General features: G+C 48.4%; 11 protein-coding genes. 7 read left to right on the top strand and 4 right to left on the bottom strand.

The window, feature by feature from the left end:
• Positions 1-14: 14 nt before the first annotated feature.
• Entirely contained in the window at positions 15-740 is a 726-nt protein-coding gene (locus NOG13_RS07885) for a nucleotide exchange factor GrpE (protein ID WP_283110021.1), read from the top strand.
• Here NOG13_RS07885 and NOG13_RS07880 read toward each other — a convergent pair.
• A complete protein-coding gene (locus NOG13_RS07880; protein WP_283110020.1) occupies positions 737-865 on the bottom strand; it encodes a hypothetical protein in 129 nt (42 codons plus the stop codon). The genes NOG13_RS07885 and NOG13_RS07880 overlap by 4 nt on opposite strands.
• Before the next feature lie 45 nt (positions 866-910).
• On the opposite strand from NOG13_RS07880, the gene dnaK reads away from it, so the two are divergent.
• Positions 911-2,749: a molecular chaperone DnaK gene (gene dnaK, locus NOG13_RS07875; RefSeq protein WP_283110019.1), complete on the top strand. Its 1,839-nt coding sequence runs from the start codon at positions 911-913 to the stop codon at positions 2,747-2,749.
• Positions 2,750-2,885: 136 nt separating this feature from the next.
• Positions 2,886-4,031 carry a molecular chaperone DnaJ gene (gene dnaJ / locus NOG13_RS07870; protein WP_283110018.1) on the top strand — a complete coding sequence of 382 codons (1,146 nt, stop codon included), beginning with the start codon at positions 2,886-2,888 and terminating at the stop codon, positions 4,029-4,031.
• A gap of 202 nt (positions 4,032-4,233) precedes the next feature.
• Here the strand turns inward: dnaJ and NOG13_RS07865 are convergent, their stop codons facing one another.
• The 3 genes from NOG13_RS07865 to NOG13_RS07855 form a co-directional block, all read right to left on the bottom strand.
• Positions 4,234-6,165 (bottom strand): ABC transporter ATP-binding protein, encoded by a 1,932-nt coding sequence (locus NOG13_RS07865; protein WP_283110017.1) that lies wholly within the window; start codon positions 6,163-6,165, stop codon positions 4,234-4,236.
• Positions 6,158-7,909 (bottom strand): ABC transporter ATP-binding protein, encoded by a 1,752-nt coding sequence (locus NOG13_RS07860; RefSeq protein ID WP_283110016.1) that lies wholly within the window; start codon positions 7,907-7,909, stop codon positions 6,158-6,160. Before NOG13_RS07860 ends, NOG13_RS07865 begins: the two co-directional genes overlap by 8 nt.
• Before the next feature lie 77 nt (positions 7,910-7,986).
• Positions 7,987-8,460 carry a MarR family winged helix-turn-helix transcriptional regulator gene (locus NOG13_RS07855; protein ID WP_283110015.1) on the bottom strand — a complete coding sequence of 158 codons (474 nt, stop codon included), beginning with the start codon at positions 8,458-8,460 and terminating at the stop codon, positions 7,987-7,989.
• Positions 8,461-9,196: 736 nt separating this feature from the next.
• Here NOG13_RS07855 and NOG13_RS07850 point away from each other — a divergent pair.
• The 4 genes from NOG13_RS07850 (at position 9,197) to NOG13_RS07835 (ending at position 14,233) form a co-directional block, all read left to right on the top strand.
• Complete coding sequence (locus NOG13_RS07850; protein WP_283110014.1) at positions 9,197-10,354, top strand: alpha/beta hydrolase-fold protein; 1,158 nt, start codon at positions 9,197-9,199, stop codon at positions 10,352-10,354.
• A gap of 24 nt (positions 10,355-10,378) precedes the next feature.
• On the top strand, positions 10,379-11,536 hold the full coding sequence (locus NOG13_RS07845) for an alpha/beta hydrolase-fold protein (RefSeq protein ID WP_283110013.1): 1,158 nt from the start codon (positions 10,379-10,381) through the stop codon (positions 11,534-11,536).
• A gap of 1,074 nt (positions 11,537-12,610) precedes the next feature.
• Positions 12,611-13,309 (top strand): ABC transporter permease subunit, encoded by a 699-nt coding sequence (locus tag NOG13_RS07840; RefSeq protein ID WP_346347653.1) that lies wholly within the window; start codon positions 12,611-12,613, stop codon positions 13,307-13,309.
• Positions 13,310-13,336: 27 nt separating this feature from the next.
• Positions 13,337-14,233, top strand: a complete 897-nt coding sequence (locus tag NOG13_RS07835; RefSeq protein ID WP_283110012.1) for a carbohydrate ABC transporter permease — start codon at positions 13,337-13,339, stop codon at positions 14,231-14,233.
• Positions 14,234-14,235: the final 2 nt, after the last annotated feature.

Below are 14,235 nucleotides of genomic sequence, written 5' to 3'. Positions count from 1 at the left end.
GGGGGGCTTTTCTCTTGAATCAAGAAAAAGAGAACGCCAAAAAAGAAAAGCAGGAGGCAGCCGAAAACACAGCAGCTGAAAAAGAGACAGCTGATAAGAAAATAGCGGAAAACACCGGTGAAGAAAAGCAAGAGGCAGCCGAAAATACAACGGCCGAAAATGCAACGGCTGAGAAAGAGACAGCCGAGAAGATGGCGGAAAACACCGGTGAAGAGAAGCCGACGGCCGAAACTCAGGGTGGCGAGGGAAATCAGGTTCCCGATGCCGAATTACTCAAGAAAGAACTGGAAGAAACCAAGAAAAAGCTCGAAGAAACCGAGAAAGCCCTTGCAAAGCAGAAAGACATCTTGCTGCGCACGGCGGCGGAGTACGATAACTACCGCAAACGCACGGCGAGGGAAAAGGAAGCCCTTTACAACGATGCCGTAGCGGATGCCGTGAAAGAGTTCCTCGGCGTTGAAGATAATCTGGAACGTGCACTGGAGCAGAAAGAGTGCTCGGTTGAAGCTCTTCGCACAGGTGTGGAAATGACCCACAAACAGATGCTTGCGGCGCTCGAAAAGCTCGGCGTTACCGAAATGGGAAAAGAGGGCGAACCCTTTGACCCGATGAAGCACAACGCCGTTGCCCACATCGAAGACGAAAACCTCGGTGAGAACGTCGTTGCAAAGGTGTTCCAGAAAGGCTATTGCATAGGCGACAAAGTCATTCGCCACGCGATGGTTCAGGCTGCGAACTAAAACAGCGTGCATGCCGCCTGCGGCAAAAGAAAGCCAAAAGGCGGATATTGGCGTGGGGGTTGAAAAAACTCCCGTGTTTTTAGGTAAATATAATCGGTGCGGGCAACCGCTTCCGGTTTATCCATAAATTTGAATCCGAACGAAAGAAATGTATTTTGGAGGTAATCAATATGTCCAAAACAATTGGAATTGACCTAGGTACAACAAACTCGTGTGTTGCCGTGATTGAAGGTGGCAAACCTGTTGTTATTCCGAACTCTGAAGGTGCCCGCACGACACCGTCTGTTGTCGCTTTCTCCAAGACCGGTGAACGCATGGTCGGTCAGGTGGCAAAGCGTCAGGCAATTACAAACCCGGAACGCACCATTTTGTCCATTAAGCGTGAAATGGGTTCCGATTACAAGGTAACAATCGACGGCAAAAGCTATACCCCGCAGGAAATTTCGGCTATGATTCTGCAGAAGCTGAAAGCAGACGCAGAAGCATACCTCGGTGAGACCGTCAATTCCGCAGTTATTACTGTTCCGGCTTACTTCACCGACAGCCAGCGCCAGGCGACAAAAGACGCCGGTAAGATTGCTGGCCTCGAAGTCAAGCGTATCATCAACGAGCCGACGGCCGCAGCTCTTTCCTACGGCATCGACAAGGGCCAGGAACAGAAAATCATGGTCTATGACCTCGGCGGCGGTACATTCGATGTTTCCATCATCGAGATGGGCGACGGCGTGCAGGAGGTTCTGGCAACCGCTGGTAACAACCGCCTCGGCGGCGATGACTTCGACAAGCGCATCATGGACTGGATGATTTCCGAGTTCAAGAAAGAAAACGGAATCGACCTCTCGGGCGACAAGATGGCAATGCAGCGCTTGAAGGAAGCTGCTGAAAAAGCGAAGATTGAGCTTTCCAGCATGACCTCCACGCAGATTAACCTGCCGTTCATCACCGCAGACGCAAGCGGCCCGAAGCACCTCGACATGACCCTGACCCGCGCAAAGTTCGACGAGCTCACCGCAGACTTGGTTGAAAAGACCGTTGAGCCGGTTAAGCAGGCACTTTCCGACGCAGGCCTCACCTTCAACGACATCAGCAAGGTTCTCATGGTCGGCGGTTCTTCCCGTATTCCGGCTGTTCAGGAAGCTGTTAAGAGACTTTCCGGCAAAGAGCCGTTCAAGGGCATTAACCCGGATGAATGCGTTGCAATCGGTGCTGCACTGCAGGCTGGTGTTCTCGGCGGCGAAGTCGAAGGACTGCTCCTCTTGGATGTTACTCCGCTTTCGCTCGGCGTTGAGACCATGGGCGGTGTCATGACTAAGATCATTGAACGCAACACTACCATCCCGACGAAGAAGAGCCAAATCTTCTCCACGGCAACCGACAACCAGACATCCGTTGAGATTAACGTGCTGCAAGGTGAACGTGAATTTGCCCGCGACAATAAGCAGCTCGGTATCTTCAAACTGGATGGAATCCCGCCGGCACCGCGTGGAATTCCTCAGATTGAGGTTACGTTCGATATCGACGCCAACGGCATCGTGAATGTTTCCGCAAAAGACCTTGGCACTGGAAAACAGCAGAAGATTACAATTACTTCCAGCTCCAACATGAGCAAGGAAGATATTGACCGCGCTATCAAGGAAGCTCAGAAATATGAAGCAGAAGACAAGAAGCGCCGTGCAACAGTTGACGCTAAGAACGCAGCCGAAAACCTCTGCTATGAGGTTGAAAAGCTTCTGAGAGAGAACGGCGACAAGATTAGCGAGTCTGACAAGACCGAACTGAACTCTAAGATTTCCGAAGTCCGCTCGACCATGTCTTCGGACAATGCTGACGAAATTAAGGCAAAGACCGAAGAACTGCAGAAGACAATGTTTGCGGTAAGTGAAAAACTCTACAAGAATGTCGCTTCGCAGGGTGCTGCTCAGCAGACGCAGACCGGCCCGTCCACCGATGCAAACGGAAACACTGTCTACAATGCCGAATATCATGATGTAGACGATAACAAGAAATAAGCCAAAAGAAACCATTCTCCTGGTGGTAGAGATCGTCGGGAGCGGTTTGATGAACGAAAGAACGCAGATTTGATCCAATACGAGATGGGGCAGCCGGCCGGCTGCCCCTCACCGTGTTATTTCAGGAGTGATAGGCTTGGCTGAAAAAGACTACTACAAAATCATGGGCGTGCCAAGAAATGCCACTGAAGCTGAGATAAAAAAGGCATATCGGGAGCTCGCAAAAAAATATCATCCTGATCTGCACCCGGGCGACAAAGAGGCGGAAGCGAAGTTCAAGGAGATTAACGAAGCCTATGAGGTTCTCTCCGATAAAGACAAGCGCGCACGCTACGATCAGTTCGGCCAGGCGGGGGTAGACCCAAATTTCGGCGGCGGTGCGGGCGGAAGCCCATTCACCGGCGGATTCGACATAGACGATATTTTCAACAGTGTTTTCGGTGGCTTTGGGTTTGATGGCTTTGGCGTCGGGCGTCGGGCGGCCTCGAACGCGCCGCGGCGCGGCACCGACAGTGAAGCCTCAGTTACCATCAGCTTTGAAGAGGCCGCTAAGGGCTGTGTAAGGCAGGTTACTTATAATCAGGTACAGGTTTGTGAAGAGTGCCACGGCACCGGCGCAAAAAACGGCGCGACCCGCACTTGCCCGCAATGCAACGGCACAGGCCAAGTGCGCATCAGTCAGCGCACGCCGTTCGGCTTGGTTCAGACGACCCGTACCTGCGACCGCTGCGGTGGTTCCGGCAAGGTCATTGACGACCCCTGCCCGGCGTGCGGCGGCAGCGGCAGAGTGAATCGCCATAAGACAATTGAAATCAATGTGCCGGCAGGCATCGACTCCAACCAGATTCTCAACGTGAGCGGAAAGGGCAATGCCGGCGTGAACGGCGGCCCGAACGGCGACCTTCATGTCCTCGTGCATGTGGAACCGCACCCGATTTTTGAACGGCGCGGAAACGACGTTTGGTGTGAACTGCCGATTACCTTTACCCAGGCAGCGCTTGGTGCAGAGGTCGTGGTGCCGACCATCGACGGCAAAGTGGAGTATCAGATTCACCCGGGCACTCAGCCGGGTGACGTATTTAAGCTGCGCGGCAAAGGAATTCCGAAGCTCGGCAGCAGAGGCCGCGGCGACCAGTATGTGCGCATGACGATTGAGGTTCCGCGGAACCTTTCTCAGAAGCAAAAAGATTTACTGCGTGAATTTGAGAAATCCGGCGAAGATAAGAATTATCAGAAACGCCGTTCGTTCTTTGAGAAACTGAAGAGTACCTTCGGTGAGTAATTACAGTTAAGTGACAAAAGTAGCCGGAGAGAGAATCTGTTCTCTCTCCGGCTACTTTTTTGATTTCTTTCGTTTTTGCAAAAAGACACTTTGGTATTTGTTTCTTGTCAGACTTCACTGCGTGGAAGGCAGAAAGAAAAATCATCAACAAAATAGGCCTCCTGCCGCACCAGCGGCAGGAGGCCTTATTTGGTTTTGCTGGTTATTCGAGCTCGAACGCTCCGGTGTAGAGCTGATAGTATTTGCCCTTTTGCTCAATGAGCTGTTCGTGGCTGCCGCGTTCAATGATGCGGCCGTGGTCGAGAACCATGATGACGTCGGAATTCTGTACGGTGGAGAGGCGGTGCGCGATGACGAACACGGTGCGGCCTTTCATCAGCGCATCCATGCCCTTCTGGACAATCGCCTCGGTGCGGGTGTCGATGGAGGACGTCGCTTCGTCAAGAATCATGACGGGCGGGTCGGCAACAGCCGCACGCGCAATCGAGATAAGCTGGCGCTGGCCTTGTGAAAGTCCGCTGCCGTCGCCTTCCAACACCGTCTGGTAGCCGTTCGGAAGCATGCGGATGAACCCGTCTGCGTTAGCGAGCTTCGCCGCTGCAATACATTCTTCGTCGGTCGCATCGAGCTTGCCGTAGCGGATGTTGTCCATCACGGTGCCGGTGAAGAGGTTTACGTCCTGCAGCACGATTCCGAGAGAACGCCGCAGGTCGGATTTTTTGATTTTGTTAATGTTGATGCCGTCGTAGCGGATTTTACCGTCCGCAATGTCATAGAAGCGGTTGATGAGGTTGGTAATTGTCGTTTTGCCGGCACCGGTCGCTCCGACGAACGCGACCTTCTGACCGGGTTTCGCGTAAAGGGTGATGTTGTGCAAAACGGGCTTGTCAGGGTCATAGCCAAAGTCGACATCGTAAAAACGGATTTCGCCGCGCAGCGGAGTGTAGGTTACGGTGCCGTCGCTGTGAGGATGTTTCCAAGCCCACATGTCGGTGCGTTCCTTGCACTCCTTGATTTCGCCGTTTTCAATCTTGGCGTTTACGAGAGTAACATAGCCGTTGTCTTCTTCCGGCTTTTCGTCGAGCAAATCGAAGATTCTCGAAGCGCCTGCCATAGCCATGACGACCATGTTGAACTGTGAGGAAATCTGGCCGATTGGGTTGATAAAACTACGGGAAAGGGTGAGGAACGAAATGATGGTGCCGATGGAGAAGGGCTTCATTCCAGTCAGAGTGAGGTTCGGCCAGCCGGCAATGGCAACGGAACCGCCGACAAGGGCAAGGAGAACATACAGAACATAGCCCATGTTGCCGACGACCGGCATGGTGATGTTGCCGTATTTGCTTGCTTCCGTTGCGCAGTAGCACAGTTCTTCGTTCTTTTTGTCAAACGCCTCTTTGGTTTCCTCCTCATGGCAGAAGACCTTGATGACCTTCTGGCCGTTAATCATCTCTTCAATGAAACCGTTCACATCGCCGAGAGTTTGCTGCTGCCTCATGAAGTAAACGCCGCTTCTGCTCACGATGGCCTTCATGACCTTCAGCAGGAGGAACGCGAACACAAGCACGAAGCCAGAAAGCGGGACGCTTAGGTAGAGCATAGAGACAAACGATGCCACAACCATAACAATGGAGGAGAACATCTGCGGAATGCTTTGCGAAATCGCTTGGCGCAGCGCATCGGTATCGTTTGTGTAGCAGCTCATCACATCGCCGTGAGAGTGGGTGTCAAAATAGCGAATTGGCAAAGTCTGCATATGACAAAACATTTCATCGCGGATGTCTTTCAAGGTGCCCTGCTCCACAACGACCATGATGAGGTTGTAGGTCAGGGTTGCAAGAATACCGGTCAGATAGACGGCACCCATCATCAGGATCGCTTTGAGCAAATTGGAAAAGTCGGGGTTTGGCTGCCCGACGAGCGGCACAATGTAATTGTCAACAAGAGGCTGCAGAAAGAGGGAAGATGCGGCGTTTGCTCCCGCGCTTAAAAGAATGCAGATTACCACAACAATCAGGTGGACTTTATACTTTGCTACATAAGAGAGAAGCCGCTTGATGGTCCCCGGTTTGAAACGCTGCTTGGGAGGAACGCCATGTGGAGGATTCCCTTGCCCGGTACGTGCCTTATACATGGAGTTTGCCCCCTTTGTTCTGAGATTCATAAACTTCACGATAAATGTCGCAGGTCTTCATCAGCTCGTCGTGTGTGCCGACGGCGTAAATCTTGCCGTCGTTCATCACGATAATCTTGTCGGCGTCCATGACTGACGCCACACGCTGAGCGATGATGATTTTGGTCGTTTGCGGAATATAATTTTTCAAGCCGGCGCGGATGAGGCTGTCTGTCTTGGTATCAACCGCGCTGGTTGAGTCGTCAAGAATCAGAACCTTTGGGTTTTTCAGCAGGGCGCGTGCAATGCAAAGGCGCTGCTTCTGTCCGCCCGAAACGTTTGTGCCGCCTTGTTCGATGTAGGTGTCATAGCCATTCGGAAATTCCCGAATAAAGCCGTCTGCCTGCGCGAGCTTGCAGGCATTGACGATTTCCTCATCCGTTGCATTGGGGTTGCCCCAGCGCAGGTTTTCTTTGATGGTGCCGGAGAACAGAACATTCTTTTGCAGCACCATGGCAACCGCGTTGCGCAGGGCTTCGATGTCGTAATCGCGGACATCCACACCGCCGACACATACACTTCCTTCCACAACATCGTAAAGGCGCGGAATCAACTGCACAAGGCTCGATTTCGAGGAGCCTGTACCGCCGAGGATGCCGACCATTTCGCCGGATTTGATGGAGAGATTGATGTGGCTCAGAACCGGTTTATCCGCCTTACGCGCATAAGTAAAGGTGACATCCTTGAACTCAATGGAACCGTCTTTTACTTCCTTAATCGCGTTCGGCTTGTTGACAATGTCACTCTTTTCCGTGAGAACCGCGTAAATACGTTCCGCCGAAGAACGGGAAATCATAATCATAACGAAAATCATGGAGAGCATCATGAGGCTCATCAGAATCTGCATGGAATAGGTGATGAGACCCGTGAGGTCGCCGGTTGTCAGCCCGTTTAACGGGTTATTGCCGGAAGCAACGATTTCCTTTGCGCCGAACCATGAAATAAGAATCATAACGGTGTAAATGCAAATTTGCATCAGCGGCATATTGAAAGCGAGACGCTTTTCCGCCTTGACAAAGAGGTCAAAAATCCTCTGTGAAATGTTTTTGAATTTTTCCTCTTCAAATTCTTCTCGGTTGTAAGATTTCACGACACGGATGCCGAGAAGGTTTTCCTGCACGACATTGTTGAGCCTGTCGTAGGTCTTGAACACCCGCACAAAAATCGGGTGTACATTAACGGCAATGAAAATCAGACCGCCGAAGAGAATCGGCATGATGACGAGAAAAATAAGCGACATGCGTGCACTGATGCGGAACGCAAAAATGAGCGCAAAAATAATCATAATCGGCGCACGGATTCCGAGACGGTTGAGCATCTGAAAAGCCATTTGGAGGTTTGTCACGTCGGTCGTGAGACGCGTGATGATGCTGCCGGTGGAAAAGCGGTCGATATTCGAGAATGAAAAATTCTGAACATTGTGGAACATATCGTGGCGAAGGTTCTTCGCAAATCCAGAAGAAGCCTTTGCGGCGCTTGTCCCCGCAAGGACACCAACAACGAGGGAGCTAATTGCAGCCGCAACAAGGGCCAGACCAAACCGAATAATGCTCGACATGTCTTTTTTACTGATGCCGTAGTCAATTAAATAGGACATGAGTGTTGGAATCAAAATCTCAAAGAAGGATTCGAGAATTACATAAATAGGTGTGAGAATGGTATCCTTTTTGTATTCTCGCACACACGAAAGCAGTCGTTTGACCATACGTCGTCTCCCTTAATGGTTTTTGCTGGATTCTAAAGAATGAGCGCCACCGGTATGTTTTGCCGGTTCGTGCGCTGTCATGTCGTTTTGTTAGGCGGGTGCTGCCCACTCTTCAAGAGCTCCAGGTTTGCAACAATTCGTAGGAACAGTTTTTTGAGCTGTAAACATTCTTCCGCAGTCAGATTGTTGAACATATTCTTTTCCACATAGTCAAAGACATCATGCGCTTCGTCTGCAAGAATCCGCCCTTTTTCTGACAGCGTTATCATGTTGCGACGCAGATCTGTTTCATCCGCAGCCTTCAGCACAAGGCCTTCCTTTTCCATTCGCTTAATTTGAATCGCAACGGTTGGAGTGCTCATGTGCAGAGCGTCTGCAATTTCCTTTTGAGATGCTGCCATGCCTGCTGTGCAGTGTCTCAGGAAGAACAGAATTGCAGGGTGACCAACCAGATGAATGCCACGCCTTACACATTCCGCGTCGATACAGCTGCGCTTCATGCCGGAAATTCTGCGGAATAGGACCTCCAGATCGTCGCTGCTGCCGTTCATGCCCAATTCACCTCGCTTAAATTAATTTAACCGTTAAATATTTAATGTAAAATAGTTTACATATAAATAATTAGCATATACATTATACGGTACCAGAGCAAAATGTCAAGAGAAAAATAACGCCCCGCAGTGTTGCCGCGGAGGTGAAAAGGGAAAGGAAAGAGCTTTGCCGGGTTATTTTTCAAAAATTTGAGATAGATTGCCGTTTTCTTGCCCAAGAGAAATACGCCGAGACTGACGCAGCAGCATAGATCAAATATGCTAAAATATTAGCTATCATCGTACGATTGAAACGAATATGTACCGGATTTGCTTAACATTAAGCTGCTGCTGTCAGCTTGTTTCAGTATAAAATATCTTTGAAACATTGTCAATTATGCTGCAGAAAACATGAAAAAAATTGAGAATTACATAATTTAATGAGGATTGCACAGCAAATATGGTTTATTAAAACAAATAGCAAATAAAAAATATTTTAGAAGTGAATTAATGGCCGAAAAGTCCTAAAAATATGTAAAATATAATAAAAATTAAGTAATTTTAATGGCAAAAGTATGCGATTTTGCATTGACAAAAGTGCTAAAACGATTATAATGAGTTTTCAGGAAGGACGAGGCGAGTTCAGTATGGCTTTGCACTGGTTTCAGCCGATGACTCTGCCGTAGATTTTATTCCCAGTGAGATGGAAACGTTGTTGCTGCATCACTGCATCTTACGATTAAAGAGGGGGATGCTCTTGAAAAAAACAATTGTAGAGAACCAGACGCTTAATTCCCACATGCTTTTCTTCGACCCAATCAACAAGGTCGTTGCGGTCAAGGAAGGCAAACAAGGTTATTCCGCGCTTTATTACAAGCCGGTAAAACCCGGAGTTCGTGTGTTGGAGAACGGTGACGTAGAATTTACTTTCTACGCTCCAAATGCAAAATCGGTGCAGGTGGCAGGCATCGGCGGCTACATGGGAAAGGAAAAACACGACATGAAGCCGACGGGCGATGGCTTTTGGAGTGTTACCATAAGCGGTATTCCGGCAGGATTCCACTACCATGAATATTTTGTGGACGGAAACCGCTGCATCAACCCGGATGCTCCGGTTGGCTATGGATGCTTCTATCCGATTAACTTCTTTGAAATGCCCGATGACGATTCCGAGTTCTACCTGATGCAGAAGGTTCCTCACGGCGACGTGCGTATGGAGCTTTACCGCTCCTCCGTAACGGGTCGCATGAAGGCATGCTGGATTTACACCCCGCCGGGCTACGAAGAACATCCCGAAAAGAAATATCCGGTTCTTTATATTCAACACGGAGTCGGTGAAGACGAGACCGGCTGGATTTGGCAGGGAAAAGCCAACTTGATTTGCGACAATCTCCTCGCGAAAAAGCAGTGCCGTGAAATGCTCATTGTTATGAACACAGGCTACGCTTTCGTTGAGGGAGAGGACTATACTTTTTTCCCGGGTGATTTTGACTCCGAACTTGTGAACGACTGCATTCCATTCATCGAATCGAAATACCGTGTGCTTCCGGGACGTGAAAACCGTGCCATTGCCGGACTTTCCCTCGGTTCCACGCAGGCTTTCTACACCGCAATGCGCCATACTGACCTGTTTGCTTCTCTCGGCATATTCAGCGGTGGTCTTCCGATTACGCGCCCTGAGTATGACTATACGGACTTTTTCAACGATCCGGAGAAAATCAACAGCACGTTCCGCGTCTTTTTCGTTTCTGCCGGCGAGCAAGAACCGTTCTGTCAGCAAACCATGGAGCAGTTGGAAAAGATGCGGAAGGCTGGAGCTCATGTAACGCCGTACCATCACCCCGGCCACCATTGCTGGGATACATGGCGTTATAGCCTGCTTAATTTCCTGCCGCTTTTGTTTGCGGAATCATGAGACGGAAAGGATGCGCGAGGCAATATGAATATGAAAAAAGAAATCATCGAGAATCAGGCACTCCATGAGCATGCGCTTTTCTTTGATCCCGTAGACCGCGACCTCGTTTTTGCAAGCGACGAAGCTGGCAGGCCCATGGGCAAATATGTAAAGAAGCATCCCGGAGTAGAAGTTAAGCCGAACGGCGACGCCGTTTTCTATTATCATGCTCCGAATGCGAAAAGCGTTCAGGTTGCGGGCATCGGCGGAACGATGGGCAACCAGCGCTACGACATGAAGCCATGCGGCAACGGCGATTGGACGGTCACCATCTCCGGCATCGGCCCGGGCTTTCATTACCATGAATACTACGTAGACGGAAACCGCGCCTGCAACGACCTTGCGCCGCTTGGCTACGGATGTTTCCGCGCAATCAATTTCTTTGAAATGCCGGAGATTCATTCGGATTTTTACCTTCTTCAGGATGTTCCCCACGGAACAATACGGTTGGATTATTATGAATCTACGGTTACCGGAAGGACCCGTTGCTGCTATGTTTATACGCCTCCGGGCTATGAGAGCCACCCCGAAAAGCGCTACCCGGTGCTTTATCTGCAGCACGGTGGCGGCGAAAGTGAGACCGGCTGGATATGGCAGGGCAAGGTCAACTACATAATGGACAATTTGCTTGCGTCCGGCCAGTGCAAAGAAATGATTATCGTCATGAACAACGGCTATGCCGAATCGCCGAACTACGAGTATGACCCTGCAATCGGCCTTCTTGACCAGGTTCTGGTTAAGGACTGCATTCCGTTCATTGATAAGAAATACCGCACCATTGCCGATCGTCACAGCCGCGCCATGGCGGGACTCTCTATGGGTGGGTTCCAGACGCAATACGCCGTGTTCCATCATCCGGAGTATTTCGCTTCGCTCGGAATTTTCAGCGCCGTTTTCATTGTGAAAGATGAAAACTATGACTACACGCCGCTTTTTGCAGACCCCGAGAAATTCAATCGTCAGTTTGACCTGCTGTTTGTTTCTGCTGGCGACCAGGAACCGATCAGCGTGTCAAACGCGCAAGTTCTGAGTGAACTGCGCAAAAAAGGAATCAACAGCGTTATGTATGTGACGCCGGGTTACCACGAGTGGCAGGTCTGGCGCTATAGCTGCTGCGAATTCCTGAAGCGTGTCTTTCAGTAAAAGTCATATAAGAATCATTTAACGAGAAAGGCCATGCAAGAGCATGGCCTTTCCGGACTTTGCAGTTTTGGAATTTTTACTAAGGGTGGGACGACCCAATGGTAAGGTTCGATAAACTGCTTTTTTTACGCTAAAAGTTCGGTAAATTATTTCAAAACAGCGGAAATTATTCTTTCTGCTGAGAGAATAATTTTTCGCGTAGGAAATAACGATTTAGCATTTTTAATGCGTAATAATTACAGATAAAAAACTATAATATTTAAAATAATAGTTGAAATAACCTAAAAATTTAATTATTAATTCTCAATTTCGTAAAAAATATGGACTTAGTGCTAAATTGATGTTGCAAAATATTAAATGCAGCTAGTGTTTTCGTAAGAATATGAACAAAGTTTTAAAAAAAATCATAAATATTTTCAAATGGCATTGACATAATCGTTAAAATACTATATTATTGAAGTGCAAATTAGTGAAAATAACACAAGCTAATATTTAGCGAAATTGTCTGAACTAGCATGCAAATCACGAAAAAAGGATGAATTTTCGGATTGAAAATTCAAATAATTAGCTAAAATTTAGCTTTTTGAATAAATAAATGCCTTTCCCAAAGATTTTGCAATGGTATCTTCCCAAAACCGAGAAGACTTATTGACCAGCACATGGTTGAACAGATTGTGAAGTCTTTCTTGGCATTTTACGGATAACATACTCAACAAACAAAAAATCATTCGCTGCGCGAAACCTGATATCTACGGTAAAAAGCAGTGAGCAATGAGGAGGAAAAATAGAAATATGAACCACAAGGGCGTAAAAGTCTCAGCTTCTGCCGAGGCGGTAATTAGTGAGCCGAAATTGAACAAACAATCAAAAGCACGCAAAAAGCGAGGGATTCAATTATTTCTCATTGCGCTACCATTCCTTTGTTTGACATTCCTGTTTTCTTACTTGCCTCTCTACGGATGGATATATGCGTTCTACAATTATGATCCGCCCTTGAAATTGAACCAGTGCGAATTTGTTGGTTTTTATTGGTTTACAACGTTGTTTGCAAACCCCACACAGGCAGCCAGAGTTATGGCAGTTCTGCGGAACACGTTCGCAATCAGCGGTCTGAACATTCTCACCTCATGGGTTCCGATGGTTTTTGCAATCTTCCTTGCAGAAATCACTTCTAACAAAACGAAGAAAACCATCCAGACCTTGACTACTTTGCCGAACTTTATTTCTTGGGTGCTTGTCTACTCATTTGCTTATGCGCTTTTCTCCTATAACGGACCCATCAACATGGTGCTGAAATCCCTACATATTATCGACACGAACGTCAACTGGTTGGCTCTTGACAACCATACATGGTTAAACATGACACTGTGGAGTATGTGGAAGGGCACCGGTTGGGGCGCAATTATTTACTTAGCAGCAATTGCAGGTATCGACCAGGAGCTTTACGAAGCTGCCGCTGTCGATGGAGCAGGGCGCTTCAGAATGATGTGGCATATCACGGTTCCGGGTCTTCTCCCGACGTTTTTTGTTCTCCTGATGCTCAGTGTTGCAAACTTCCTGAACAACGGACTTGACCAGTACTTTGTTTTCCAAAACTCCTTCAACCAGGAGCACATCGAAGTTCTGGACCTCTATGTCTACAATTTAGGTATTGGCCTGTCAAGTATTTCGATGGCTACTGCAGTCGGCATTTTGAAATCGTTTGTAAGTATCATCCTGCTGACCGTCGTAAACGTCATCTCAAAAGCAACACGTGGTGCCACAATCGTGTAAAAACAAAAATTTCAGGAGGAATCCTTTATGGTAAAGCGTCGGACAAAAGGCGACATAATCTTTAATATCATAAACTATACGGTCTTTATCCTGTTTACCTTTATTTGCGTTTACCCGTTCTACTACATTTTCATTAATACCATCAGTGCCAACGACCTGAGTGAAAACGGGCAGGTCCTTTTCTACCCAATAAAAGTCCATTTTGACAACTATGCCAACATTTTCAGCATCAGCGGTTTCGGCGAAGCAACATTCGTTACCGTGATGAGAACCATTCTTGCAACAGTAGTGACGCTCATTGGCTCTTCTCTGCTGGGTTTCCTGTTTACGAAGGAAATGTGGCATCGTAAATTCTGGTACCGTTTCCTCATCATTACTATGTATTTCAATGCAGGCCTGATTCCGTGGTTTATGACGATGAGAACCCTGGGCCTTACAAACAATTTCCTTGCGTATATTCTTCCGGCAGTAGTAAGCCCGTTCAATGTTATCATGGTTAAGACCTACATCGAGTCAACGCCAGTCGCTCTGCAGGAAGCTGCCGAGATTGACGGCGCAGGAATCATGACGATCTTTACCAAAATTGTTCTGCCGCTTTGCAAACCGATTCTTGCAACAATTGCAATCTTCTCGGCAGTGGGCCAGTGGAACTCCTTCCAGGACACCCTGATTTTGATGACGGATTCCCACCTTTACACCCTGCAGTACTTGCTTTACGTTTATCTGAACCAAGCAAACTCACTCGCAGCAATTGTACAGAACTCCATGGATGCGAAAACAATTCAAAATGCTGCAACGCAGATCACTCCGACCGCGATTAAGATGACCATTACCATGGTTGTTGTGTTCCCGATTCTGTTTGTGTATCCGTTCTTCCAGAGATATTTCACAAAGGGCATTATGATCGGCGCAGTGAAAGGCTGATC

The sequence above is a fragment of the Thermocaproicibacter melissae genome (assembly GCF_024498295.1).
Classification (GTDB): Bacteria; Bacillota; Clostridia; order Oscillospirales; family Acutalibacteraceae; genus Thermocaproicibacter; species Thermocaproicibacter melissae.
Note: the sequence above shows the minus strand (reverse complement) of the source record. Positions and strands in the feature narration are given on the sequence as shown.